Below are 24,680 nucleotides of genomic sequence, written 5' to 3'. Positions count from 1 at the left end.
ATGGACCGCCAGAGCATGCAGATCGTCATCCCCATGTCCGGCTTCGGGGAGCGCTTCCGGCGCGCCGGCTATCCGGTGCCGAAGCCGCTCATCGAGGTGGATGGCAAGCCGATCATCGCCCATGTGCTCGACCTCTTCCCGGGCGAGACCGACGTCACCTTCATCTGCAACGCCGATCACCTGGCGGAGCCGGGCTACCGCATGGAGGAGATCCTGCGCGGCCTGTGCCCGACGGGGCGCATCGTCAGCGTGGCGCCGCACAAGCTGGGGCCGGTACACGCCGTGCTGCAGGCCGTGCCGCAGCTCGACCCGGCGAAGCCCACGGTGGTGAACTACTGCGACTTCACCTGCTTCTGGGACTGGCAGGACTTCAAGGCCTTCACCGCCGAGACGCGCTGCGCCGGCGCCATCCCCGCCTATCGCGGCTTCCACCCGCATTCGCTGGGCTCCACCTACTACGCCTATCTGCGGCACGAGCAGGGCTGGGTGCGCGACATCCAGGAGAAGCAGCCCTTCACCGACCGGCCGATGGAGGAATACGCCTCCTCCGGCACCTACTACTTCGCCAGCGCCGAGCTGCTCCGCCACTATTGCGAGGAGACGATGCGGCAGCAGATCCAGGTGAATGGCGAGTACTACGCCAGCCTGGTCTACAAGCCGATCCTGGCGGACGGGCTGCCGGTCGCGGTCTATGAGCTGCAGCACTTCATGCAGTGGGGCACGCCGGCCGACCTGGAGGAATACCAGCGCTGGTCCCGCGCCTTCACCGCGCTGGCGGACGCCCCGGTGCCCCCCGCCCAGCCGGGCGCCGTGCTGGTGCCGATGGCCGGCGCCGGGCAGCGCTTCCGCGATGCCGGCTACGAGCAGCCCAAGCCGCTGATCGCCGTCTCCGGCCGCCCGATGGCGGTGCAGGCGGCGCTCGACCTGCCGGAGGCGCCGCGCCGGCGCTTCATCCTGCGCCGCGACCTGCCCTTCCTGGAGGCCGTCACCGCCGCCCTGGCCGAGGGTGTCGCCGGGGCCGAGACGGTGCTGCTGGAGAAGCTGACCGAGGGCCAGGCCAGCACCTGCCTCGCCGGCATGGAGGGGCTGGACCTTGACGCGCCGCTCACCATCGGCGCCTGCGACAATGGCGTGCTGTTCGATGCCGGGCGCTTCTCCGCGCTGATGGCCGAAGGCGGGCCGGATGTGCTGGTCTGGGGCGTGCGCGGCCATCCCGCCGCGCGGCGGCGCCCGCAATCCTATGGCTGGATCGACGCCGACGGGGCGGGCCGCATCCGCCGCGTGGCGGTGAAGGAGCCGCTGGCCGACCCGGCCGCCGACCCCATCGTCATCGGCGCCTTCACCTTCCGCCGGGCGCGCGACTTCGTGGCGGCGGCGGAGCGCATGATCGCCCGGCAGGCGCGGGTGAACGGCGAGTTCTACATCGACACCTGCATCAACGACGCGGTGGAGCTGGGCCTGGCCTGCGCGCTGTTCGAGGTGGAGCACTACCTGGGCTGGGGCACGCCGGACGAGCTGCGCAGCTTCGCCTACTGGCAGTCCTGCTTCCACAAATGGCCGCAGCACCCCTACCGGCTGGAGCGCGACCGCCGCGTGCCGCCCGCCGCCGTGCCGGAACTCGAGGCCGCCTACGCCGCCCCCGAGCCGCCACGCCCCGACCCCGTGCAGGCGCCCGAATGGTCGCCGCCGCGCCAGCCCGCCCCGCAGACGGAGGACCGCGCATGATCCTGATCGCCCATCGCCGCAACACGCCCGAACAACTCGCCGCGACGCCGGTGGATCTGGGCGTGGAGGTGGACATCCGCAGCCAGGGCGACCGGCTGATCATCCACCACGACCCCTTCGTGGCCGATGCCCCGGACTTCGAGGAATGGCTGGCCGGCTACCGGCACGGCACGCTGATCCTGAACGTCAAGGAGGAGGGGCTGGAGGACCGGCTGCTGGCCCTGATGGCCGCGCGCGGCATCGAGGACTTCTTCTTCCTCGACCAGTCCTTCCCCTTCCTCATCCGCACCGCCCGCCGCGGCGAGCGGCGCTGCGCCGTGCGCGTCTCCGAGTTCGAGACGGTGGAGACCGCGCTGAGCCTGGCCGGCAAGGTGGAGTGGGTGTGGGTGGACTGCTTCACCCGCTTCCCCCTCTCGGGCGCGGAGGCGGCGCGGCTGCGGGATGCCGGCATGAAGCTCTGCCTCGTCTCGCCGGAGCTGCAGGGCCGCACCGACCCGGCCGAGATCGCCGCCATGCGCGCCCTGCTGGCGCGGGAAGGCATTGTCGCCCACGCCGTCTGCACGAAAGCACCCGAGCTTTGGCGCTGATACCGATCGACCTGCGGACCGACCGGTGGTTCCTGCTGGGCCTTGCCCTGCGCATCGCGGCGATCGTGCTGCTGGTGCCGGAGGTCCAGGCCCACTGGTTCACGCCGTTCATGGCGCAGACGCTGGCTGCGCCGAGCCTGGACCCCTGGACCAGCTTCCTGCTTCAGGATGGCCGGACGCCGGATTTCTTCTACGGCCCGGTCATGTACCTGTACCATGCGCCGTTCCTGCTGCCGGGCATGCTGGCGGACCGCCTGGCCGAGAGCGGCACGATCTTCACGGGCATGGCCATGGGCGTCAGCCTGCTGGTCGCCGACCTCGCCCTGCTGCTGGTGCTGCGGCGGATGAACGAGGGGCATGACGAGCGTGTCCTGCTGTTCTACTGGCTCTCGCCGCTGGTGCTGTTCATCACCTACTGGCATGGCGACACGGACCTGGTGCCGACCCTGCTGCTGGCCCTCTCCCTGCTGCTGCTGCAGCGCAATTCGCCGGTCTGGGCTGGGGTGGTGCTGGGGCTCGGCATCGGCGCCAAGGTCAGCATCCTCGCCGTCGTTCCCTTCCTGGTGATCTTCCTGTGGAGCCACCGCCGGCATCGCGACACGCTTCCGGGCTTCCTGCTGGCCTGCATGGGGGTGGCGCTGCTGCTGCTGGTGCCGCCGCTGCTCTTCTCCCCGGCCGTGCAGCAGATGCTGGCGAGCAACCCGCGCCTGCTGGTGGCCAATCCGGGCATGGTCTCCATCCTGGACGTGGACATCGTGCTGGGCGCCGGCCAGAAGCTCTACATCATGCCGGTCGTCTACCTGCTGGGCCTGTACGGTGCCTGGAAGGTGGGGCGGATGAGCTTCGACCTGCTCTACACCGTGCTGGGCGTGGCCTATCTGGTGGTGCTGCTGCTCACCCCCTCGGCGGTCGGCTGGTATCTCTGGATCATTCCCTTCCTGGTCACCTTCCAGCTGCGCGCCGGCCCGCGCGCCAGCGGGCTGGTGATGGCCTTCACCGTGGTCCTCATCGCCGCCAAGTCGCTCATCACCGCGGCGCCGGCCGTGCCGCTGCTCGGCCTGCCGCTGGGCTGGCTGAGCCTGCTGCCGGAGGACATGATGTCCGCGCTGCGGCTCAACTCGATCATGGTCTCCGTGCTGATGGGGCTCGGCATCGTGCTGGCCCTGACCATGCTGCGGCGCGGCCTGGACGAGAACGACTTCTTCGGCCTCTCGCAGCGCCCGCTGGCCATCGGCATCGCCGGCGACAGCGGCACCGGCAAGGACACGCTGGCCCTGGCCATGGCCGGGCTGTTCGGCGAGGGCGCCGTCACCGGCATCTCGGGGGATGACTACCACCTGTTCGAGCGGCGGGGGAAGCTGTGGCAGGCCTTCACCCATCTCGACCCCCGCGCCAACGACCTCGAGGCCTTCACGCGGGACGCGCTCTCGCTGCTCGCCTGGCGGCCGATCATGTGCCGCCACTACGATCACGCGACGGGGCTGTTCACGCCGCCCCGCCGCATCCAGGCCAGCGACGTGGCGATGGTCACCGGTCTGCACGCCCTCTACCCGCCCGCCCTGCGCGAATGCCTCGATGTCGGGCTCTACCTCGACATGGACGAGGGGCTGCGCCGCTTCTTCAAGATCCGGCGCGATGTCGGCCAGCGCGGCCACAGCCTCGAGCGGGTGCTCGCCTCGATCGAGCGGCGCATGCCGGACTACGAGGCCTTCATCCGCCCGCAGCGCGAGCATGCGGATGTGGTGTTCTCGCTGATGCCGGCCGACCCCGTGCTGCTGGAGGACATCAACTACACCGGCCCGATGCCGCTGAAGCTGCGCGTGCGGATGCGCAGCGCCATCAGCCTGGACCGCCTGGCGCGGCTGCTGATCGCGCTGTGCGGCGCCCAGGTGGACGTGACCCAGGCCGGCGCCAACACGATGGCCGAGCTGGTGATCGACGGCAGCGACGTGCAGCCGGAGGACATCCACTTCACCGCGCTGCAGCTCGTGCCGCACCTGGAGGAGCTGCTGGCGCGGCACCCGGTGTGGCAGCCGGGCATGACGGGCATCATGCAGCTCATCGTGCTGCTGCAGCTGGCCGAGCTGACGCCGAAGCGGCGCTGAGGACAAGACCGATGAAGATCCTGAACGCTGAGGCCCTGCGCGAGAAGCCCCGCGCCATCCTCTTCGACCTCGACGACACGCTCTACGAGTATGCCGGCCCGCACGAGCGCGCCATGGCGGCGGTGCGCTCCAAGGTGGAGCGGTCGCTCAAGGTGGTGCCGGCGCAGTTCAACAGCGCTTTCCGCCTGGCCCGCGAGGAGGTGAAGAAGACGCTCGGCGCCACGGCCAGCTCGCACAACCGCCTGCTCTACTTCCAGCGCATGATCGAGCTGCTGGGCCTGAACAGCCAGCCGGCGATCGCGCTGGACCTGGAGCAGACCTACTGGCGCACGCTGATGACGACGGCGCGGCTCTACCCTGGCGCGGAGGAGACGCTGATCGAGCTGCGCGCCGCCGGGCTGCCGCTGGCGCTGGTGACCGACCTGACGGCGCAGATCCAGTTCCGCAAGCTCGTCTATTTCGGCATCGACCGCTACTTCGACAGCATCGTCACCTCGGAGGAGGCGGGCGTCGACAAGGTGGGGCTGAAGCCCTTCGAGATCGCCGCCGCCAAGCTGGAGCTGCAGCCGGGCGACCGGGTCTGGTTCATCGGCGACGCGGAGTGCGACGTGGTGGCCAGCAAGAAGGTGCTGAACGCCGCCACCTTCCAGAAGCTGCACCCCGGCGCCAGCGCGCCGCGGATCCATGAGGGCGTGGACGGCACCTTCCACGCCTTCGCCGATTTCCGCGACTGGGCGCGCGGCATCATCGCCTCAGCCTGAACAGGGGCGGCTCCCCCAGGCCGCGCCGCACCAACCGGAAAGCTGAAGCCATGACAGAATTCGTCGTCTCGGGCCGGGAAGACCTGTACCGCCTCAAGGGGATGCGCGGCCTCTCCCGTGTCGTCATCCACACCCAGCGGCTGGTCTACCGCAACCTGCTGATGCATGCGCTGAAATACGGGGTCTGGGCGCTGGAGCCGGGCGGCACGCTGCTGGTGCGCGACCGCTCGCCCAATGTCTTCGACCTCTGGCCGCGCTTCGTCTCCTTCAAGCTGATCCGGCAATGGACCTACAAGGCGCTGGCGCAGGATGCGGCGCCAGTGCGGCTCGACACGACCGCGGGCGAGATCGAGATGGTGCGCACGCGCCCCCTCACCCCGGCCGGGTGGGGCGCGGGCGTGGTCTTCTCCGGCCAGGAGGCGGAGCTGCCGCGCCTGCGCGCCTGCCTCGATTCGCTGCTGCGCCAGCCGGAGCTGCTGCCGGAGAATGGCGGGGAGATCATGGTGAGCGGCCCCGCCGGGGCGGCGGGCTGCCTGGAGGGCTACCCGCAGGTCCGCTACCACGTGCACGACCTGCCGCCCGGCCCGCGGGTGATGATCTGCCAGAAGAAGAACGCGCTGATCCGCGCCCTGCGCGGCCCGCGCGTGGCCATCATGCACAGCCGCATTACCCTGGCGCCCGACACGCTGCGGCATGTGCCGGAGGAGTTCGAGATCATCACGCCGCGCGTGCTGTCGCAGGGCGCGGGGGGAATGGAGGACTATCTCTCCCTCGGCGTGCATGACAGCGGCATGGCCGGCTACGCACCGCGGCTGACGCCCTCCAGCCTGCGCCGCGGCACGCCGGAGCAGTATCTGGACCTCTACGACCAGGGCTACCCCTATGTCGATGGCGGTCTCTTCATGGTGCGCAAGGACGTGCACGCGCGCTGCCCGCTGAACGACGACATCGCCTGGGACGAGGCCGAGGACCTGGAGTGGTGCAACCGCGCCCTGGCGGCAGGCCTGCTGATCGACCTCGCGCCCGGGGCCTCGGCCGTCTCGGAGGTGAGCAAGCTGCGCTCGCTGCCGCTGCCGCCGCGGGTGATGCGCTGGGTACGCGACGCCAAGTTCACCGCCTTCGCCGGCCGGCACCGGCTGCGCGACCAGGCCGAGCGCTGGATGGGCCGCCGCTGATGCTGCGCAGCGCGGCGGTGCGCAAGTCGCTCACCTTCTTTCTGCTGAAATCGGCCAACACGGCGCTGGCCACGCTGTGGAGCTTCCTGCTGGCCTACAGCCTGGTGCGAATCGTGGGGCTGGAGAACTACGCCTTCTTCGCCACGGTCATCGCCTTCGCCTCGCTGATCCTGCAGGCCGATCTCGGCATCTCCATCCGCCTCTTCGGCCGCATGCGGCAGGATTTCCTGCATCCCGGCCAGGCCTCGCGCGAGGATCTGGGCAGCGCCGCCATGGCCGCGCTGTGGTCCTACGCCGCTCTCGCAGTGCTCGCCACGCTGCTCTTCGGCCTGGCCGTCTGGGCGGCCGGGCTTGGGGTGGAGGCCTACCGGCCGGTCTATGTGCTGCTCTTCCTCGGCTCCGCCCTGCCGCTGCCCTGGATGATCCTGCGCGTCACCGCCAATGCCTTCGACGCCTATGTGATGACGGAGACGATCGACTTCATCCGCCGCTCGGCGCTGTTCGGCCTGACCCTGGCGCTGCTGGCGGGGCTGCCGCTGATGGCCTACTCGCTGGCCTTCGTGGCGCTGTGGCTGGCAGGACTTGCGGTGCTGTTCGCGCTGGCGCGGCGGCGCGTGCCGCTGCTGGCGCAGCAGGGCCTGCGCGCGCGGCGCGGCTTCTCCGTGCTGCGGCAGGACCTGCGCGGCATCGCCGCCTCGGCGCAGCTCTCCATCTCCGAGTTCCTGATCTACATCTTCCCCTACTACGCCATCCCGCTGATGCACCGGGACGCGCTGGCCCTCGTCGCCTTCGACATGTTCTACAAGGTGACGCGCTTCGCCACGACCGCCTACCTCACCGTCTCGGAGACGCTGCTTCCGCACCAGACCCGTGCCTGGCACGCGGGGGACAGGGCCGGGCTGTGGCGCACGCTGCGGCTCGCCTTCGTGCTCGGCCTGGTGCCGATGCTGGGCGGCGCGGGTGTCATCGGCCTGTTCGGCGAGCAGTTCTTCGGCCTGCTGCTCGGTCAGGCGGGCGTGGTCACGCCGGCGGTGCGGGTGGCCATCTGCGTCATGCTGGTGCTGATGCTGGTGCAGACCCTCTGCGGCGCCTTCCTGGCGGCCACCGGGTTCCTGGCGCCTCTGGCCCGCCGGGCCTCGCTCACCCTGGCCGCCATGCTCGGCTTCGCGGCGCTCACGGCGCAGCAGGGCTGGACGGTGGAGGTGTTCATCGGCGGCTATGTGGCGCTGTATGGCTGCGAGGCGCTTTCCTACCTGGTGCTGATGATCCGCACCATCCGGCGCCACGAGCAGGGCTCCTCGCCCGCGGGATCCCCCATAGGGGTCTGAGGAGAATCCCGCGGCCCGAGGGTCACGCCACGGGGAAGAGCCTGTCCTGCTCCGCCCGCAGCGTGTCGATGAGGCGACCTGGGGGGATCTCCACATCGTCGTAGGTGAGCACGGCATCCTTGGCGATGTCGCGCTTCAGCCGGCAGCCCTGGGCCAGGCCCATGGGCAGCAGCGTCTCCCGGCGCGAGATCTCGTAGGTCTCGCACTGGCCGTAGGTCATGTAGCCGCCGAGCGCGTCGATCTCCTCGCCGGCCTTCAGGTCCTTCTTGGCGGTCGCCACCACCTCGACGCGCGGGCCGTCGATCGGCTGCAGCACGGCGTCGTTGCACAGCACCACGCGGGCCACCGAGATCGGGATCTCGAAATGGCAGAGGTGATACGGGGTGTAGAAGCTGTAGAGCGGGCCGGTGCCCAGCTTGTACAGGTTCAGGTAGTGCTGCTGCTTCGGGTCGTCATGCGTGGCCAGCACGTAGATGCCGGGGCCGGGCTTGCTGCCGACCACGTAGTCGACGATGCCGCCCTTCTCCTTCAGCATGTCCACGTCGTAGAGCTGGGTCAGCTCGTCGACATGGCCGCGGTGGTCGCGCCCGATCATGCCGCGCTGGTTCACCGTCATGCCCGTGGCATTGGCGACGATGGCCTGCTCGAAGCTGATCTTGGTGCCGTCGGCGAAGCTGGTCACCATGTAGGGGTCCTGCCCCCACTGCTTGGCGAAGCCTTCCTGCGTCGTCGGGTTGCGATAGGGGTCCTGCAGGCCCTTGATGTTCCCGCAGACCAGCGGCGTCAGCCCGATCGACTTGACGAAGCGGAACAGGTTCATCTGCACGCCGGGCTGGTCGCCATCGGCGCCGGTGAAGATGATGCCGGCGGCGTCCGCCTTCTTCTTCAGCAGCGGGCCGACCGTGCCGTCCAGCTCGGCGTTCATCGAGACCATGTGCTTGCGGTTCTCGATCGCCGCCATGGTCACCATGGCGCCGTACTCGATGGCACCCGTCGCATCCACCAGGCATTCCAGCGCCGGCGAGCGGCAGAGCAGCAGCGGATCGCTGGTGATGGCGGCGCGGCCCTGGGCGACCGCCTCGGCCAGCGCGGCATCCGTCTCCACCACCGCGATGTCGGTCACGCCGGCGATCTCGAAGGCCTGCCGGGCGCGCTCGATGTTGCGGTTGCAGATCACCGCCAGCTCCATGCCGGGCACGGAGTTGACGATCTGGTTGGTGATGCCCTTGGCCATGAAGCCGGCGCCGAACATGCCGACGCGAACCGGCTTGCCTTCCGCCGCGCGGGCCTTCAGCAGCGTGTCATAGATCATGATGCGTCTCCGGCCGGCTCAGCGCACGCCGCGCAGTTGCTCGACGGCATGGAACCCGGCGTCGAAAAGCGGCCAGCTGCGGTCCTTCTCCGAGACCAGCTCGGGCTGGATCGGCCAGTCGATGCCGAGATGCGGGTCGTCGTAGCGCAGGCCGCGCTCGCCGCCGGGCATGTAGGCATCGCTGACCATGTAGAAGGCCTCGGTGTCGTCCCGCAGCGTGACGAAGCCATGCGCGAAGCCGCGCGGCACGTACAGCATCTTGCGGTTCTCGTCGTTCAGCTCGATGCCGAAATGCTTGCCGTAGCTGGCGGAATCCGGCCGCATGTCGACGATGACATCGTAGAGCGCGCCGCGCAGGCAGCGCACCAGCTTCACCTCCGCCGCGGGCGGCAGCTGGTAATGCATGCCGCGCAGCGTCCCCTTGCGGGGGTTGAAGGAGTTGTTGACCTGCGCGTAGCGGCTGACGAGGCCGGCTTCGGCGAATTCCTGCTCACAGAAGGCGCGGGCGAAGAAGCCGCGCTCATCGGCGCGCGGCTCCATCTCGATCACATACGCGTCCTGGAGCGGGGTCTTGTGGAACTTCATGCCACCGCCTTCTGCGGTTCGAGGTTGTTGTCCACCGTGCCGGAGGCGATCAGCTTCTCCAGCGTCACCAGGCGGATCGCGCCCGACTTCCGGTAGTTTCGGTCGGCGAAGCCCTGCGCCTTCAGCTCGTCGCGCAGCTCGGCGATGGCGCCGTCGAGCGTCTCCTGCGGCTGGTGCTCCGGCGCCAGCCTGGCGAAGAGCGAGAAATCCACCTTGTAGGAACGCTTGTCCGGCGGCGCCGAGGTGGCGATGGACACCGTGGCCTCCGGCATGGCGCGGCCCACCGCCTCGGCCAGGTCGCGCACCTGGTAGTTCCAGCGCTCGGTGCCGACATTGACGGTGAGGAAGTTGCCGCCATTCTCCGGCGCGCGGATGATCGCCCACTCGATGGCGCGCGCCATGTCGCGGACATGGATCAGCGGCCGCCAGGGCGTGCCGTCGCTGAGCACGCTCACCTCGCCATTGGCCAGGGCGCCGGCGACGAAGTCGTTCAGCACCAGGTCGAGGCGCAGGCGCGGCGACATGCCGCAGGCCGTCGCGAAGCGCAGGCAGGAGACCACCATGCCGCTGTTGTCGAGCGCGCGCAGCGAGGTCTCGGTGTCGATCTTGGAGCGCGCATAGGCGGTCAGCGGGTTGAGCTGATCCTCCTCGACGCGGGCGCGGCCATCGGCGGCGAAGCCGTAGACGCTGCAGCTGGAGGCGAAGACGAAGCGCTTGACCCCCGCCTCGGCCGCGGCCTTGGCGACATCGACGCTGGCGCGATGGTTGATCGCGTCCGTCACCGCCTCGAAGCGCTGGCCCATCGGGTCGTTCGAGATGGCGGCCAGGTGCACCACCGCGTCGAAGCCGCGCAGCTCCTCGACGCCGATCTCGCGCACGTCGCCGAACTTCTGCTCATCCAGCAGGGTCTCGGGCAGCGGGTCGTTCGTGGTCAGGCAGTGGCCGAACCAGCCGCGGTCGTAGCCGACCAGGTGCGCCTGCGGGAACACCTGGCGCAGGTGGCGGACGACGACGGGGCCGACATAGCCCATATTACCGGTGATCAGGATACGCATGGTTTCAGCACCCCCAAACGCGCCACGGCGCCTTGCCGGAAGTCCACAGCCCCTCGAGATGGCTCCGGTCGCGGATGGTGTCCATCGGATGCCAGAAGCCGTGGTGCTGGTAGACCGTCATCTGCCCATCGGCGCAGAGGCGCTCGATCGGCTGGTCTTCCCAGACGGTGGAATCGCCCTCGATATAGTCGCCGACCTTCGGGCTGAGCACGAAGAAGCCGCCATTGATCCAGCCGCCATCGCCCTGGATCTTCTCCTTGAAGGCGGTGACCTGCTTGCCCTCGATCTGCAGCGCGCCGAAGCGGCCGGCAGGCTGGGTCGCGGTCATCGTCGCCAGCCGGCCTTCCGCCTTGTGCAGGGCGATGGTGGCCGTGATGTCGATGTTGCCGACGCCGTCGCCATAGGTGAGGCAGAAAGCTTCCTCATCCTTCAGGTAGGGCATGACACGCTTGATGCGGCCGCCCGTCATGCTGTCCTCGCCCGTGTCCACCAGCGTCACACGCCAGTTCTCGGCGCGGGCGTTGTGGACCTCCATGGTGTTCTTTTCCAGATCGAACGTGACGTCCGACATGTACATGAAGTAGTTTTTAAAATACTCTTTGATGACATTCCCGCGATATCCCAGGCACACAACAAAATCGTTGATGCCATGGGCGCTGTATATTTTCATGATGTGCCAAAGGATAGGCCGGCCGCCGATCTCAACCATGGGCTTCGGGCGGACCGAGGTTTCCTCGGCAAGGCGGGTTCCCAGTCCACCGGCCAAGATGACTGCCTTCATATCTCAGAACCCTCGCTGCTGGGGCGGCATTTGAAAATCCCGGGACGAATTGTCCCAAGACATAGCCTCAGTGTGATTTATGAGACCGAGTTTGCATAGAGAGAACGAACATCACCAAATAGTCAGTACGAGATTGTTATTTTAGTACCGAAACAACCTTCCCTTGTCCTGCGTATCCTCCCCGGCGCTCAATCCCGCATGAAAATCGAGCAATCATCCTTACAAATGATGATCTCATAAATTTGTTCTGTTTCTGCTTGTTTTTTGGAATAGATTTTAAAAAATTTAGACCCTCGGAATGGGCCGATCGGCTAGCCAAGCGTTTAGGCGTGAAAGCCGGACAAGGAATTGAGCAGCATGACTGAAGACACGCAGGTTACGATTGGCATGCCTGTTCGAAACGGCGGGCAGCAGATCAGGACCGCGATTGACTCATTATTGTCGCAGACTCACCGGAACATCAAACTCGTCATCTCCGACAACTGCTCGACCGACGAAACGCGTGAGATCTGCCGCGAGTATGCCCGGCAAGACAGCCGCGTCGTGCTGCATGAGCAGAAGGAGAATCTCGGCATCTGCGGGAATTTCCGCTTCGTGCTGATGCAGGCCAAGACCCCCTACTTCCTCTGGGCGTGCCATGACGACGTCTGGGCGCCGGAGTTCATCCAGAAGAACCTGGAGAATCTGCAGCGCCACCCCAACGCCGTGGCCAGTACCTCGCGCGTCGCCATGGTCACTCCGGCCGGGCGCCGGGAGATGTCGAACGGCACCTTCGCGCTGCAGGGCACCGCGGCCGAGCGCCTGCGCGGCTTCTTCTGGGATCCGGGCGAGGTCTCCCGCTTCTATGGCGTGTACCGCACGGAGGCGCTGAAGCGGTCCTTTCCCGAGGATATCGACGTCTTCGGCTATGACTGGATCGTCATGGCGCTGAACCTGCTCGAAGGCGATCATCTCGAGCTGCCGGAAGTGCTGCTGACGCGCGAGGATCACGACGACGACCACTATCATCGCACTCTGGTGCGCCGCCAGCCGCGCCGGCTGCACCGCTGGATGCCGCATCTGCCGATGACGCGGGTGCTGCGCGAACGTCTTCCGCCGGAGATCTGGCGCGCCTGCCGCAGCCGGGTCCTGCGGCGCAACGCGATCCAGTCGCTCATGTACTGCAAGTATCGCGTCCCCGCCGTGGCGCCGCTGGTGCGGACGCTCTCCGTGCTGGAGCGGGCCCGCACCCGCTACATCAGGGCGTTCTGAAGCGGGGCCGTGCCCGCCTAGGCGAAGGGCGGCTGCCGCAGCAGAGCGGCCACCTTCGCCGCCGGCACGGGCCGGCTGAAGAGATAGCCTTGCCCCTCGGTGCAGCCGAGCTGCCGCAGCGCCGCAAGCTGCTCGGCGCTCTCCACGCCCTCGGCCGTGACGGACAGGCTGAGGCTGCGCCCCATGCTGACGACGGCGCTGATGACGGCGTTCGACTCCACCCGCCCCGGCAGGCCCGCGATGAAGGAGCGGTCGATCTTGATCTTGTCGAACGGAATGCGCAGCAGGTAGCCAAGCGACGAGAAGCCTGTCCCGAAATCGTCGAGCGCGATGCGCACGCCCAGGCCCCGCAGCGCCTCAAGCGTCGCGATATTGGCCTGGTCGTCCTGCAGCAGCGTCGATTCGGTGATCTCCAGCTCCACCCGCCCGGGGGGCAGCCCGGACAGCTTCAGCGTCTCGGCGAGGGTGGACAGCAGCCCCGGGTCGCGGAACTGCACCGCCGACAGGTTGATGGCGACATTCACCGGCTCGGGCCATTGCGCCGCCTCCGCGCAGGCGCCGCGCAAAATCCACTCGCCGATCCGGATGATCAGCCCGCTCTCCTCCGCGAGGGGGATGAACTCGGCCGGTGAGACATGGCCATGCACCGGGTGATGCCAGCGCAGCAGCGTCTCCAGGCAGGTCACGCGGCCGCTGCGCAGGTCGACGAGCGGCTGGAAATGCAGGGAAAGCTCGCCGCGCTGCAGGGCGGTGCGCAGCCCGGCCTTCAGCATCTGCTTGCGGCGGGCCGCCGCCTCCATGCTCCGCTCGAAGAAGCGGAAGGTGCCCCGCCCCCCGGATTTGGCATGATAGAGAGCAATGTCGGCGTTCCGGATCAGGCTTTCCGGTGTCTCGCCATGCTCGGGCGCGAGGGCGAGGCCGATGCTGGTGCCCGCCGCGACCAGCTGCCCCTCCAGATTATAGTCCTCATCCAGCAGCGCCAGGAGATGCCGGGCCGTGCCGGCCGCCTCCTCCGCCGTTGTCAGCCCCGTCTGGAGCAGGGCGAATTCGTCGCCGCCGAGACGGTAGACCTTGCAGCCCTTCCCATGGCCGGCCCCCAGCCGGTTGGCCACCTGCTGCAGCAGGCAATCCCCCGCGGTATGGCCCAGCACATCATTGATGCCTTTGAAGTGGTCGAGGTCGAGGTAGTAAAGGGCGAGAATCTGCCCGTCCTGCTTCTCGGCGAAGAGTCGCTTGATGTCCTCCTGGAACAGCCGGCGATTGGGCAGGCCGGTCAGCGGGTCGTGATAGGCCAAGTAGGCGATCTGCTGCTCGGCCTGCCGCCTCTCCGTGATGTCCTGCGACACCACGAGCAACCGCACCACCGCGCCCGCCGCGTTGCGCACGGGCGAGACGATCACGTCCCACCATTTGGGCCTGCCGCGGACGGTGGGGCAGAAGCCGGTGAAGTTGCCGGCATCGCCGGCCCGCGCGGCCTCGACCGCCTGGCGGGCCTTGGCCGCCATCTCGGCGGGCAGCGCGGCCAGCCAGTCCTTCCCGTGCAGGCGGCTGGAATCCTCGATCTCCATGAGCGTTTCCCCGGCCTTGTTCATGAACAGGAGCCGGCCGGAGAGATCGAGCACCTTGATGCAGACCACACTGCTCTCGACGACCCCGCGGGCGAATTCCTCGCTTTCCCGCAGCGCCTCCAGCGCCAGCCTGTGGTCGTGGATGTCTTCATCCATCCCGTACCAGCGGATAATCCGCCCCGCCGCGTCGCGGCGCGCCGTGGCCCGGGAACGGAACCAGCGATATTCCCCGTCCGCCAGACGGAACCGGGCTTCCAGGTCGACCGGCTCGCCGCTGACGAGAGAGCGCCTCCAGTGCCGCAGCACCTCCGCCCTGTCATCGGGGTGCACCACCGAGAGCCGGCCCATCTCCAGGACCTCGTCCTCCGTCATGGCCAGCAGGCGGCTCCAGCGCGGGCTGATGGTGATCAGCGCCCCCTTCTCGTCGGCGACCCAGGCGATCTGCGGGCTGAGCTCGATCGCGTGCCGATGATTCTCCTCGCTCTCGCGCAGCGCCTCCTCCACACGGACGCGGTCCGTCACGTCCCAGATCGTGACCAGCACGGCGTCCCGCCCGGCGAAGACGAGAAGGTGCGAGAGGACATCGACGATGCGCTCGCTGCCCTTGGCGTCCACATGCCGCCAGTTCTGGCTGATCTGGTAGGCCTGGCGGGGCGCCGTGACGGCAGCGCGCACCTGCTCACGCTCCGAGGGCTCGCGGATATCCAGGATGGTCATGCGCAGGAACTCCTCGCGCGACCAGCCATATGCCATCACGGCCGCATCGTTCACCGCCAGGAAGCGCAGGGTTTCCCGGTCATAGACCCACATCGGCACCGGGTTCTGCCGGAACAGCAGGCCGAGGGCTTCCTCGGTCTCCTTCTGCGGCGTGATGTCGCTGGCGACGCACAGCGCCCCCCTGGCCCCCGCCTGCCCACCCGCCACGGGGCTGAGCGAGAGCCGCAAGGTCCGCGGCCGGCCATCGGCGCTGGACGGGCCGCCCTTCCAGTCCAGCGTGGCGGTGCCGCCGGCACGCAGCACCGCCGCAAGGGGCTCGTCCAGGAAGGCGGCCAGCGCCGCGAGGCTATCAGCCCCCCCGCTGCCGGAGAGGCTGTCCTCCGATCCGCCGATCAGCCGGATCAAGGCGCGGTTGAGGTAAAAGGGCTGCCCGTCGCTCCCGAAGAGGCAACATCCGAGCGGGGAGGCGTCCAGCCCCGCCGCCAGCGCCTGGAAGCGCGCTTCCATCATACCGCCACGAGCCGAGGCGTGACGCAGGGCCGAGGTGGTCATCGACAATCCGTCCGTCACCTGAAACGCCACACGGCCTATCACCGGAACGTGAGAATAGTGGAGGGCGGCGGGCAAAAGCAACCACCCCCTGGCCTTCCCCGCCCGCCGCGCCCGTGGCTCTGGCGGCCGGCCAGCGCGGCAGGACGCGCCCGGACCGCCGCGGAGGCGCCGTCATCCGGGCGAGGCGGCCGCCGCGAAGCCGCGCATCAACCCAGCCATATCGGGGTTGTCCTCCAGCGACCAGAGCAGCCCGATCTGCTCCTCCGCCCGTGCCGCCATGCCGGCCAGGCTGGCGTTGGCGCGGTACTTCGCCTCCAGCTCCGCATCCGTGAGCGGCTGCCCCTCGCTGCCGCGCGGTGCCGTCACGGTGATGCTGCGCTCCTCCCCGCCGCCGGTGCGCAGCGTGACACGCGCCGCGCCGCGCGGCAGCCCGTCGTCCAGCACCGCCCGCACCCTGCCGCGCAGCGCCGCCACGGCGGGGTCCCGCACCGCCGCGAGGGAGAACGCCGCCGGCCCGGCCTCGCCCCGCGCCAGCACCACCGCCGCGGTGTGGTGGATGCTCACCCGCGCGTCGCGCTCGTTCCGCACGGGCCGGTCGCCGCGGTCGAGCAGGAGCTGGTTCCCGGCCACCACCACCTCGGCGATCGCCTCCCCCGGCACGCGCAGCGCCAGGCAGGCATCGATGACGGCGTGGAAGACGATGCCGCTCGGGTAGGGCTTGTAGGTGTTGCGCGCGAATTCCCAGCGGGTGCCGAGCCCCCCGGTGACGCGGCGGAGATCGGGGGCGTCGCCCATGGCCCGCGCCCAGCCGAGCGGCCCCTCGATGGCGGCCGGCGCGGCGCCATAGCCGGCCTGGGCCAGGAGCGCGGCCAGCAGGCCGTTGCGCGCCGCATTGCCCATGCCGACATTCTTGGCCGCGCTCGGCAGGTTCTCCACCAGCCCGGCCGACTGGCTGGCGGCGATGCCGAGCGCCGCCCAGCATTGTGCGGCGTCCAGCCCCAGCAGCCGGGCGCAGCCCGCCGCCGCGCCGAACACGCCGCAGGTGGAGGTGATGTGCCAGCCCCGTGCATAATGCCCGGGCGAGACGGCACAGCCGAGGCGGCATTCCACCTCGGCGCCCAGCAGGAAGGCATGCAGCACCGCCTTGCCGCCCAGGCCGCGCTGCTCGGCCAGGGCCAGCAGCGGCGGCGCCACGGGGGCGGTGGGGTGGATCACCGTCTCCAAATGCGTGTCGTCGTAATCCAGCAGGTTGGCGGCGATGGTGTTGACAAAGGCGGCGCCCATCGCGTCCAGCCGCTCGGCGCGGCCGATCACCGTAGCATGGCCGCCGCCCGAGAAAGGCGCCATGACGCGCAGCGCCGTCTCCACCGCCGGGTCACGCGCCACGCCCAGCGCGCCGCCGAAGAAGTTCAGCAGGGCACGCCGGCCCTCATGCCGCAGCGAGGCGGGAATCTCCTCCCAGCGCGAGGCCGCGATGAACCGGCCGAGGATCTCGCCGGCATAGGGAGCGTGCCCGTCTCCACCCATGATGATCCCCCCGCTGCGGGCCGCGCCGCCGGGAGGCGCAGGCCCTTCCCGCGCTCTCCCCGGCTTGCCCTCGGCTTGTGTTACCGATATCAAGCCTGGACCATCCGGGAGGCACGGTCAATTGCGGCAGCGCGTGCAACAGGACGGCGCAGGCACCGGCCGGCGCCGCGCCCTCGTCACCGGCTCGACCGGCGGGCTGGGCCTGGCCGTGGCCGATGCCCTGGCGGCCATGGGATGCGACATCGTCCTGCACGGCCTGCTCGCGGAAGGGCCGGCGGCGGAGCTGTGCGGCGGCCTTTCCCGGCGGCACGGCGTGGCCGTGCGTTACCACCGCGCGGACCTGGCCGACGCCGCCGCCATCGCCGCCATGATGGCCGCGGCGGGCGAAGTCGACATCCTCGTCAACAACGCGGCGACCCGGCATTTCGCCCCGATCGAGGCGATGCCGCCGGAGGATTGGGAGGCGGATCTGGCGGTGAACCTCACCGCCGCCTTCCATACCATCCGCCTCGCCCTGCCGGGGATGCGGGCACAGGGCTGGGGCCGGATCGTCAACATGTCCTCGATCTACGGGCTGGTCGGCGCCACAGACCGTGCCGGCTATGTCGCCACCAAGACGGCGCTGATCGGCCTCACCCGCGCCGTGGCGCTGGAGACGGCGCGGCAGGGCATCACCTGCAACGCCCTCTGCCCCGGCACCACGCTGACCCCGGGCATCGAGGAGCGCATTCGCGCCGCCATGGCCGGCGGCGCCCTGGACCGGGCCGCGGCGTCCAGCCACATCCTGGCCGGCAAGCAGCCGAGCGGCCGCTTCATCGCCGCCGAGGCGGTGGCCGGGCTGGTCGCCTTCCTCTGCAGCGAGGCGGGCCGCGACCTGACCGGCGCAGCCCTGCCGGTGGATGGCGGCTGGTCCGCCACATGAAGCGCGCGACCAGCCGCCCGCGCCCCGCTATGCCGGGCGGGGCACGGCGTCCAGCCGGGCCACCATCCCCTCCAGCCCCGGTGCGGAGGCCGGGTAGCGCTCCAGCACCAGGGGGTCGTGGCCGGGGATGATGTGGTCGGGCGAGCTGGCCAGGCGGTGCAGCGTGTCGTAGCCCTCCAGCATCTGCGCCACGTCGGCGACGATGGGGAAAGGCCGGCGTTGCTGGAGGTTGGCGTAGAAATGCGTGGCATCGGAGGCCAGCACCACCCAGCCGCGCCGCGTGCGCACGCGCATCACCTGCAGCCCCAGCGAATGCCCGCCGACATGGTGCAGGCTGATGCCGGGCGCCAGCTCCACGCTGCCGTCATGGAAACTGGCGCGGCCGGTGAAGACGCGGTCCACCATCGCCTTCACGTCCGCAGCCTCGAAGGGCGCGCGCAGCAGGCCGTGGCACATGCAGCGCCCGGTGCAGTAGGCCATCTCACGGTCCTGGATGTGGTAGCGGGCGGCGGGGAACATGTCGTGGTTGCCGGCATGGTCGTAGTGCATGTGGGAGAGCACGACATCGGCCACGCCGCCGGCCTCGATGCCGATGCGCCGCAGCCCCTCGGCCGGGGTGCAGAGCAGCCGCCGCCCGCGCCGCGCCGCCACCTCGGCGCTGAAGCCGGTGTCCAGCACGAAGCTGCGCTTGCGGCCGACCACCGCCCAGACGAAATAGTCGAGCGGCATCGGCGCGTTGTCATGCGGGTCGCCGCCGAAGAAGTTCTCATGCGCGGGCCGGTCGTGCCGCGCGTATTTGACGGCATGGATCTCGTAGGTGTCTTCGTCATGCTCAGCCATTGCTGGTCGTTCCTTCCCTGCCCGGCCGGAGATCGCCGGGCGATGACACAGGCCGGGGCGCTGCGCCGTGCCGGATGATGGCGGCGATCCCGCCGGGCCGCCCCCGGGCGGGGTGCGGATGCGGGACGTGGCGCAGCGCGCCGGCGTCTCCACCATGACCGTCTCCCGCGTGTTGAGCGACCCCGGCAAGGTCTCCGCTGAGGTGCGCCAGCGCGTGATGGCGGCGATCGAGGCCGCGGGCTACGTGCCGAACCGGCTGGCGGGCAGCCTCTCCTCCCGGCATTCGCGGGTCATCGGGCTGATCGTGCCGAGCCTGGAGAACTCGCTGTTCGCGCCGACCATCCAGGGCATCTCGGAGGTGCTGCGGCGCAACGGGTATCAGCTCATGGTCGCCGATTGCGGCGGCAGCGACGCCGAGGAGGAGGCGCTGGTCACCGCCTTCCTGGCGCAGCGCGTGGCGGGGCTGGTGCTGCACAACACCCGCCACACCGCGGCGGCACGGGCCATGATACGCCGCGCCGGCATCCCCGTCGTGGAGACGGGCACGCTGACGCCAAAGCCGCTCGACATGGTGGTGAGCTACTCCAACCACGAGGCCTCGCGCGCCATGACGCTGCACCTGCACCGGCTGGGCTACCGGCGCATCGGCTTCGTCAGCCTGCCGGCGGCCGGCAACAACCGCGCCCTGGCGCGCCAGAGCGGCTACCGTGCCGCGTTGGCCGAGGCCGGGCTGCCGCCGGAGCCGCGGCTGATGCTGGAAATGCCGCCCGGCCTGCCCTCCGGCGCCGAGGCGGTGGTGCGGCTGGCGGAGGGTCCGGTGCCGGCCGATGCCATCTTCTTCGCCGGCGACGTGCTGGCGGTCGGCGCCCTGTTCGAGTGCCAGCGGCGCGGCTGGGCGGTGCCAGGCCGCGTCGGCATCGCCGCCTTCGACAACATCGAGATCCTGGGCCAGATGGTGCCACCCATCACCACCCTGCGCCTGCCGCGCGCCGAGATCGGCCGCCGCGCGGCGGAGATCCTGCTCGACCGCATCCAGGGCCGGTCGGCCGGGCCGGTGCGGGTGGATCTGCGCTTCGAGATCATCCAGCGCGCCAGCACCTGAACCAGAGATGGCGGTTTTGATGATATCGGTATCATGATTCGGCTTGTGCGCTGCCCGGACGCTGCCTAGACCCGGACCAGGGGCCGGCACGGCCCAGGGAGGACGCAGGATGTCGAAGCCGGTTCTGGGCTTTGTCGGGCTGGGGCAGATGGGCAGCCGCATGGCGCTGCGCCTGCTGGAGGCCGGGTATCCGCTGGTGGTGTGCGACACGGCGGAGACGGCGCTGGCGCCGCTGCTGGCCCGGGGCGCGCGCCGCGCCGCCACCCCCGCCGCGCTGGCCGACCAGTCGGACATCGTGCTGGGCAGCCTGCCGACGCCGGAGGCGGTGCAGGCGGTGGGGCTGGGCCCGCAGGGGCTGCTGCACGGCCAGAGGGCGCGGCGCTTCATCGACCTGTCCACCACCGGGCCGCGCATCGCCCGCCAGGTGGCCGGCGCCTTCGCCGCGCAGGGCCGCGTCGCCCTCGACGCGCCGGTGAGCGGCGGCATCACCGGCGCCGAGCAGGGCACGCTGGCGCTGATGGTCTCGGGCCCCCGCGCCGAATTCGCGGCGCTGGAGCCGGTGCTGCGGGTGCTGGGGCGGCCCTTCTTCTGCGGGGAGGAGGCCGGCCAGGCGCAGGTGATGAAGCTGTGCAACAACCTCCTCGCCGCCGCCGCCCTGGCGATCTCCTCGGAGGCCATCGTCATGGGCGTGAAGGCCGGGCTGGACCCGGCCCTGATGTGCGAGGTGATCAACGCCAGCAGCGGCCGCAACAGCGCGACGCAGGACAAGTTCCCCCGCGCCGTCATCCCCCGCAGCTTCGACTTCGGCTTCGCCACGGGGCTCTCGCACAAGGATGTGCGGCTCTGCGTGGACGAGGCGGAGGCGATGGGCGTGCCGATGGTGGTGGGCAGCGCGGTGCGGCAGATGCTGGCCGTGACCAGCGCCTCCTTCGGGGCGGAGAGCGACTTCACCTCCATCGTCAAGGTTGTGGAGCAGTGGGCGGGGGTGGAGGTGCGCGCCCGCTGAGGCGGCGCCGGCCAGGATCAAGGTGCCAGGGAGGGTAGCCAGGGAGGGTTCCCTCCCCGGCCGGGCGGGCCCTCATTCCAGCCGGATGTTCAGGTCGCGCACCACCGAGGCCCAGCGCGCCGCGTCCTGCGCGATGAACCGGCCCGTCTCCTCCGGCGAGGTGGCAGCGGGGATGGCGGCCTGGCCGCGGAACGCCGCGCGCAGCGCGGGCGCGGCCAGCGCCTCGGCCATCACCGTGGCGAGGCGCTGGGCGATGGAGGCGGGCATACGCGCCGGGCCGAGCAGGCCGAACCAGTTTCCGCTCTCCACCGGCACGCCGAGCTCGATCATGGTGGGCGTGTTCGGCAGCAGATCGAGCCGCTCCGCCGCGCCGAGCGCCAGGATGCGCGCCTTGCCGTCGCGCGCCAGCGCCTCGGCCGGGCCGGCATTGAGGAACATGCAGTCCACCTGCCCGCCGAACACGGCGGTGCTGGCGGGCGCGGCGCCGGTGAACGGCACATGCAGCATCTGCAGCCCCGCCTGCTGGGCCAGCGCCTCCATCGCCAGATGGGAGGTGCTGCCGATGCCCCAGGAGGCGAAGCTGACCTGCCCCGGCCTGGACCGCACCAGCCCGAGGAAGCCGGCGAGATCCTCCGCCCCCAGCCCCGGCCGCAGGATCAGCGCGAAGGGCCCGCGCGCGAACAGCGTGACGGGCGTGAAATCCGACACCGCGTTGTAGGCCAGCCTCGGGTAGATGAGCGGGTTGATCGCGTGCGTCTCGGCATTGGCCAGGATCAGCGTGTGCCCGTCGGGCGCGGCGCGGGCCACGGCCTGGGTGCCCACCGCGCCATTGGCGCCGGGGCGGTTCTCGATCACCACGCTCTGGCCCAGCGCGGCGGAGAGCGGCTGCGCCAGAATGCGGATCAGCACATCCGCCAGCCCTCCCGCATTCCAGGGCACGACGACGCGCACCGGCTGTTCCGGATAGGCGGCCAGGGCGGGGGCGGCCAGCGGCAGGGCCGCGGCCGCCCCCAGCAGGGTGCGGCGGCTGATGGGAGCCATGGGATCGTTCCTCGCGCGGTGGGTCTTGCTTGGCGCCATCCTCGCGCAGAACCAGATTGTCGGACAAGAATTTTTGTTATCGATACCACACGCCTCCAGAGGCGGGGCCGGGGAGCCGGGGGAGAGCGGCGCCATCCTGCGGGCCGGCGGGCGATCGCCGCCCCGCGGCGGCCGGCCCGGGCGATATTCGCAGCCAGAGGCGCGCCACCCATCCTTACGGCCTGGCCGTAGCCCCGCCCGGCGTGGCACGCGCAGCAGGGGGAACGGCCGGTGGAATCATCCGGCCGGAACGGGCGGCTCCGGCCCCGCTCAGAGCGGCAGCGGGCCGTCGCTCTTCACCTCTTCCATCACGGCATAGGTGCGTGTCTCCCGCACGCCGGGCAGGGCCAGCAGGACATCCCCCAGGAAGCGCCGGTAGGCCGCCATGTCCTGCACCCGCGTCTTCACCAGGTAGTCGAAGCCGCCGGCCACCATGTGGCATTCCAGCACCTCCGGCGCCCGGTTCACCGCCGCGGCGAAGCGGGTGAAGACATCCGGCGTCGTCTTGTCGAGCAGCACCTCGACGAAGACGAGCAGGCCGAAGCCGAGCCGGTGCGGATCCAGCCGCGCCCCGAAGCCGGTGACGACGCCCTCCTTCAGCAGCCGCCGCATCCGCTCGCTGGTGGCGGTGGGGGAGAGGCCGATCCGCTCGGCCAGTTCCAGATTCGTGATCCGGCCCTCGCGCTGGAGAACGGAAAGGATCATGCGGTCCGTACGGTCCATCATCCGAAGCTTTCACTATCAACCCGGCTCCGTGGCGCCGATCATGCTGCCCAATCGCCGAAAGCCGCGTGTCGATCAACCCAACGCGGCGGTAGGATCGGCTCCTCCGGCTCCCGGGCCCTGTGCTGCCGAAAGACCGCATGATGAGCGCTGAATCCCTGCCAACACCCTTCCTCGCCCTGGCGGAGGGGCTCCCCACGCAGGGGCCGATGCGTGACGCTGTCACCGCCGCCTACCGGCGGCCGGAGACGGAATGCCTGCCGCCCCTGCTGGCCGCCGCCGCCCTGCCGCCGGCGCAGGAGGAACAGGCCGCCGCCCTGGCGCGGCGCCTGGTGCAGGCCCTGCGCGGCAAGCCGCGCCAGGGCGGGGTGGAGGCGCTGATGCAGGAATTCTCGCTCTCCAGCCAGGAGGGCGTGGCACTGATGTGCCTGGCCGAGGCGCTGCTGCGCATCCCTGACACCGCCACGCGGGACGCGCTGATCCGCGACAAGATCGCCGGCGGCGACTGGCGGGGGCATCTCGGCCATTCCGGCTCGCTCTTCGTCAACGCCGTCACCTGGGGGCTGGTGGTGACGGGCCGGCTGGCCGCGCCGGAGGGCGAGGCGGGGCTCGGCGCCAGCCTGACCCGGCTGCTCCGCCGCGCCGGCGAGCCGGCCATCCGGCGCGGCGTCGATCTCGCCATGCGGATGCTCGGCGAGCAGTTCGTCACCGGCCAGACCATCGCCGAGGCGCTGGCCAACAGCCGGGCGCGGGAGCGGCAGGGCTTCCGCTACTCCTACGACATGCTGGGCGAGGCGGCGGCGACGGCGGAGGACGCCGCCCGCTACCTGCGCGACTACGAGGCCGCCATCCATGCCATCGGCCGGGCCTCGGCCGGGCGCGGCATCCAGGAGGGGCCGGGCATCTCCATCAAGCTCTCGGCGCTGCACCCCCGCTACAGCCGCGCGCAGCGCGGGCGGGTGATGGCGGAGCTGCTGCCGCGCGTGGCGGGGCTGGCCGTGCTGGCGCGGCGCTACGACATCGGCCTCAACATCGACGCCGAGGAGGCGGACCGGCTGGAGCTGTCGCTCGACCTGCTCGAGGCGCTCTGCCACGACGAGAGGCTGGCGGGATGGGACGGCGTCGGCTTCGTGGTGCAGGCCTACCAGCGCCGCGCGCCCTACGTGATCGACTTCGTCATCGACCTCGCGCGGCGCACGGGGCGGCGGATGATGGTGCGGCTGGTCAAGGGCGCCTACTGGGACAGCGAGATCAAGCGCGCCCAGCAGGACGGGCTGGCGAGCTTCCCCGTCTTCACCCGCAAGATCCACACGGATGTCTCCTTCCTCGCCTGCGCGCGGCGGCTGCTGGACGCGCCGGAGGCGGTGTTCCCGCAATTCGCCACGCACAATGCGCGGACGCTGGCCGCCATCCACGCCATGGCCGGGCCGGAGCGCTACCGGCCGGGCCAGTACGAGTTCCAGTGCCTGCATGGCATGGGCGAGCCGCTCTACGAGGAGGTGGTCGGCCCGGCGAAGCTGGACCGGCCCTGCCGCATCTACGCGCCGGTCGGCACGCATGAGACGCTGCTGGCCTATCTGGTGCGCCGGCTGCTGGAGAACGGCGCCAACAGCTCCTTCGTGAACCGCATCCACGACGCCCGCGTGCCGGTGGAGGCGCTGGCGGCGGACCCTGTCGCGGCCGCCGCCGCCCTCGTCCCGCCCGGCCGGCCGCATGACGGCATCGCGGCGCCGCCGGACCTGTTCGGCGCGGCGCGGCGCAATTCCGCCGGGCTCGACCTCTCGGACGAGCACAGCCTGGCCGCGCTGGCCGGCACGCTGCGCGCGGGCACGGCGCCGTTGCGGGCCGCGCCGATGCCGCCCGCTGAAGGGCCTGAGGCCGCCCCGCCGCGCCCCGTGCGCAACCCCGCCGATGGGCGGGACGTGGTGGGCCATGTGGCCGAGGCGACGCCGGCCGCGGTGGACGCCGCCCTGGCCCG

20 protein-coding genes are annotated in these 24,680 nt (G+C 70.3%); 11 read left to right on the top strand and 9 right to left on the bottom strand.

Annotated elements, in window-relative coordinates; genetic code table 11:
• Genes ACFOY6_RS13670 through ACFOY6_RS13645 form a run of 6 tightly spaced genes read left to right on the top strand, consistent with a single transcriptional unit; the run spans position 1 to position 7,681 of the window.
• On the top strand, positions 1-1,725 hold the full coding sequence (locus ACFOY6_RS13670) for an NTP transferase domain-containing protein (protein WP_379651242.1): 1,725 nt from the start codon (positions 1-3) through the stop codon (positions 1,723-1,725).
• Positions 1,722-2,312, top strand: a complete 591-nt coding sequence (locus ACFOY6_RS13665) for a phosphatidylinositol-specific phospholipase C/glycerophosphodiester phosphodiesterase family protein (protein ID WP_109517106.1) — start codon at positions 1,722-1,724, stop codon at positions 2,310-2,312. The genes ACFOY6_RS13670 and ACFOY6_RS13665 overlap by 4 nt, the downstream gene beginning before the upstream one ends.
• Positions 2,303-4,417 carry a glycosyltransferase 87 family protein gene (locus ACFOY6_RS13660; RefSeq protein WP_379651239.1) on the top strand — a complete coding sequence of 705 codons (2,115 nt, stop codon included), beginning with the start codon at positions 2,303-2,305 and terminating at the stop codon, positions 4,415-4,417. The genes ACFOY6_RS13665 and ACFOY6_RS13660 overlap by 10 nt, the downstream gene beginning before the upstream one ends.
• An 11-nt stretch (positions 4,418-4,428) precedes the next feature.
• On the top strand, positions 4,429-5,178 hold the full coding sequence (locus ACFOY6_RS13655) for an HAD family hydrolase (RefSeq protein ID WP_109517108.1): 750 nt from the start codon (positions 4,429-4,431) through the stop codon (positions 5,176-5,178).
• Between the two features lie 50 nt (positions 5,179-5,228).
• A complete protein-coding gene (locus ACFOY6_RS13650; RefSeq protein WP_379651237.1) occupies positions 5,229-6,353 on the top strand; it encodes a glycosyltransferase family 2 protein in 1,125 nt (374 codons plus the stop codon).
• On the top strand, positions 6,353-7,681 hold the full coding sequence (locus tag ACFOY6_RS13645) for a hypothetical protein (RefSeq protein WP_379651235.1): 1,329 nt from the start codon (positions 6,353-6,355) through the stop codon (positions 7,679-7,681). The genes ACFOY6_RS13650 and ACFOY6_RS13645 overlap by 1 nt, the downstream gene beginning before the upstream one ends.
• A 22-nt stretch (positions 7,682-7,703) precedes the next feature.
• On the opposite strand, the gene ACFOY6_RS13640 is transcribed toward ACFOY6_RS13645, so the two are convergent.
• Genes ACFOY6_RS13640 through rfbF form a run of 4 tightly spaced genes read right to left on the bottom strand, consistent with a single transcriptional unit; the run spans position 7,704 to position 11,414 of the window.
• On the bottom strand, positions 7,704-8,993 hold the full coding sequence (locus tag ACFOY6_RS13640) for an NAD(P)H-dependent oxidoreductase (RefSeq protein WP_379651233.1): 1,290 nt from the start codon (positions 8,991-8,993) through the stop codon (positions 7,704-7,706).
• An 18-nt stretch (positions 8,994-9,011) separates the two neighbouring features.
• Positions 9,012-9,578, bottom strand: a complete 567-nt coding sequence (gene rfbC, locus ACFOY6_RS13635) for a dTDP-4-dehydrorhamnose 3,5-epimerase (RefSeq protein ID WP_379637090.1) — start codon at positions 9,576-9,578, stop codon at positions 9,012-9,014.
• Complete coding sequence (locus ACFOY6_RS13630) at positions 9,575-10,633, bottom strand: NAD-dependent epimerase/dehydratase family protein (RefSeq protein WP_109517112.1); 1,059 nt, start codon at positions 10,631-10,633, stop codon at positions 9,575-9,577. The genes rfbC and ACFOY6_RS13630 overlap by 4 nt, the downstream gene beginning before the upstream one ends.
• 4 nt (positions 10,634-10,637) lie before the next feature.
• Positions 10,638-11,414 carry a glucose-1-phosphate cytidylyltransferase gene (gene rfbF, locus ACFOY6_RS13625; RefSeq protein WP_109517113.1) on the bottom strand — a complete coding sequence of 259 codons (777 nt, stop codon included), beginning with the start codon at positions 11,412-11,414 and terminating at the stop codon, positions 10,638-10,640.
• Positions 11,415-11,771: 357 nt separating this feature from the next.
• Here rfbF and ACFOY6_RS13620 point away from each other — a divergent pair, with 357 nt between their 5' ends.
• Positions 11,772-12,665: a glycosyltransferase family 2 protein gene (locus ACFOY6_RS13620; RefSeq protein WP_109517114.1), complete on the top strand. Its 894-nt coding sequence runs from the start codon at positions 11,772-11,774 to the stop codon at positions 12,663-12,665.
• Between the two features lie 17 nt (positions 12,666-12,682).
• On the opposite strand, the gene ACFOY6_RS13615 is transcribed toward ACFOY6_RS13620, so the two are convergent.
• Positions 12,683-15,502, bottom strand: a complete 2,820-nt coding sequence (locus ACFOY6_RS13615) for a bifunctional diguanylate cyclase/phosphodiesterase (RefSeq protein ID WP_379651230.1) — start codon at positions 15,500-15,502, stop codon at positions 12,683-12,685.
• A 171-nt stretch (positions 15,503-15,673) separates the two neighbouring features.
• A complete protein-coding gene (locus ACFOY6_RS13610; protein WP_379651228.1) occupies positions 15,674-17,029 on the bottom strand; it encodes an MmgE/PrpD family protein in 1,356 nt (451 codons plus the stop codon).
• A 133-nt stretch (positions 17,030-17,162) separates the two neighbouring features.
• On the opposite strand from ACFOY6_RS13610, the gene ACFOY6_RS13605 reads away from it, so the two are divergent.
• Positions 17,163-17,951, top strand: coding sequence for an SDR family NAD(P)-dependent oxidoreductase (locus ACFOY6_RS13605; RefSeq protein ID WP_379651226.1), 789 nt, complete (start codon positions 17,163-17,165; stop codon positions 17,949-17,951).
• Positions 17,952-17,978: 27 nt separating this feature from the next.
• On the opposite strand, the gene ACFOY6_RS13600 is transcribed toward ACFOY6_RS13605, so the two are convergent.
• Positions 17,979-18,791, bottom strand: a complete 813-nt coding sequence (locus tag ACFOY6_RS13600; protein ID WP_109517117.1) for an N-acyl homoserine lactonase family protein — start codon at positions 18,789-18,791, stop codon at positions 17,979-17,981.
• Between the two features lie 67 nt (positions 18,792-18,858).
• Between ACFOY6_RS13600 and ACFOY6_RS13595 the strand changes: the two genes are divergently transcribed.
• Both ACFOY6_RS13595 and ACFOY6_RS13590 read left to right on the top strand, forming a co-directional pair.
• Positions 18,859-19,893: a LacI family DNA-binding transcriptional regulator gene (locus ACFOY6_RS13595; RefSeq protein ID WP_379651224.1), complete on the top strand. Its 1,035-nt coding sequence runs from the start codon at positions 18,859-18,861 to the stop codon at positions 19,891-19,893.
• Between the two features lie 109 nt (positions 19,894-20,002).
• Positions 20,003-20,899, top strand: a complete 897-nt coding sequence (locus ACFOY6_RS13590; protein WP_379651222.1) for an NAD(P)-dependent oxidoreductase — start codon at positions 20,003-20,005, stop codon at positions 20,897-20,899.
• 72 nt (positions 20,900-20,971) lie between these two features.
• On the opposite strand, the gene ACFOY6_RS13585 is transcribed toward ACFOY6_RS13590, so the two are convergent.
• Positions 20,972-21,940 carry a Bug family tripartite tricarboxylate transporter substrate binding protein gene (locus ACFOY6_RS13585; RefSeq protein ID WP_181378112.1) on the bottom strand — a complete coding sequence of 323 codons (969 nt, stop codon included), beginning with the start codon at positions 21,938-21,940 and terminating at the stop codon, positions 20,972-20,974.
• A 309-nt stretch (positions 21,941-22,249) separates the two neighbouring features.
• Positions 22,250-22,705 carry an Lrp/AsnC ligand binding domain-containing protein gene (locus ACFOY6_RS13580; protein ID WP_109517120.1) on the bottom strand — a complete coding sequence of 152 codons (456 nt, stop codon included), beginning with the start codon at positions 22,703-22,705 and terminating at the stop codon, positions 22,250-22,252.
• 140 nt (positions 22,706-22,845) lie between these two features.
• Between ACFOY6_RS13580 and ACFOY6_RS13575 the strand changes: the two genes are divergently transcribed.
• A partial coding sequence (locus ACFOY6_RS13575; protein ID WP_379651219.1) for a proline dehydrogenase family protein occupies positions 22,846-24,680 on the top strand: 1,835 nt, incomplete at its 3' end.

Source organism: Teichococcus aestuarii (assembly GCF_042651065.1).
Taxonomy (GTDB): Bacteria; Pseudomonadota; Alphaproteobacteria; order Acetobacterales; family Acetobacteraceae; genus Pseudoroseomonas; species Pseudoroseomonas aestuarii.
This window is presented reverse-complemented; position numbering and strand designations above follow the sequence as displayed.

Bases quoted from the DNA above. Each gene is read 5' to 3' on its own strand.
- ACFOY6_RS13655 (WP_109517108.1), top strand. From the start codon at position 4,429: ATGAAGATCCTGAACGCTGAGGCCCTGCGCGAGAAGCCCCGCGCCATC.
- ACFOY6_RS13620 (WP_109517114.1), top strand. From the start codon at position 11,772: ATGACTGAAGACACGCAGGTTACGATTGGCATGCCTGTTCGAAACGGC.
- ACFOY6_RS13615 (WP_379651230.1), bottom strand. From the start codon at position 15,502: ATGACCACCTCGGCCCTGCGTCACGCCTCGGCTCGTGGCGGTATGATG.
- ACFOY6_RS13670 (WP_379651242.1), top strand. From the start codon at position 1: ATGGACCGCCAGAGCATGCAGATCGTCATCCCCATGTCCGGCTTCGGG.
- ACFOY6_RS13630 (WP_109517112.1), bottom strand. From the start codon at position 10,633: ATGCGTATCCTGATCACCGGTAATATGGGCTATGTCGGCCCCGTCGTC.
- rfbF (WP_109517113.1), bottom strand. From the start codon at position 11,414: ATGAAGGCAGTCATCTTGGCCGGTGGACTGGGAACCCGCCTTGCCGAG.
- rfbC (WP_379637090.1), bottom strand. From the start codon at position 9,578: ATGAAGTTCCACAAGACCCCGCTCCAGGACGCGTATGTGATCGAGATG.
- ACFOY6_RS13640 (WP_379651233.1), bottom strand. From the start codon at position 8,993: ATGATCTATGACACGCTGCTGAAGGCCCGCGCGGCGGAAGGCAAGCCG.
- ACFOY6_RS13610 (WP_379651228.1), bottom strand. From the start codon at position 17,029: ATGGGTGGAGACGGGCACGCTCCCTATGCCGGCGAGATCCTCGGCCGG.
- ACFOY6_RS13665 (WP_109517106.1), top strand. From the start codon at position 1,722: ATGATCCTGATCGCCCATCGCCGCAACACGCCCGAACAACTCGCCGCG.
- ACFOY6_RS13580 (WP_109517120.1), bottom strand. From the start codon at position 22,705: ATGATGGACCGTACGGACCGCATGATCCTTTCCGTTCTCCAGCGCGAG.
- ACFOY6_RS13650 (WP_379651237.1), top strand. From the start codon at position 5,229: ATGACAGAATTCGTCGTCTCGGGCCGGGAAGACCTGTACCGCCTCAAG.
- ACFOY6_RS13590 (WP_379651222.1), top strand. From the start codon at position 20,003: ATGTCGAAGCCGGTTCTGGGCTTTGTCGGGCTGGGGCAGATGGGCAGC.
- ACFOY6_RS13645 (WP_379651235.1), top strand. From the start codon at position 6,353: ATGCTGCGCAGCGCGGCGGTGCGCAAGTCGCTCACCTTCTTTCTGCTG.
- ACFOY6_RS13600 (WP_109517117.1), bottom strand. From the start codon at position 18,791: ATGGCTGAGCATGACGAAGACACCTACGAGATCCATGCCGTCAAATAC.
- ACFOY6_RS13585 (WP_181378112.1), bottom strand. From the start codon at position 21,940: ATGGCTCCCATCAGCCGCCGCACCCTGCTGGGGGCGGCCGCGGCCCTG.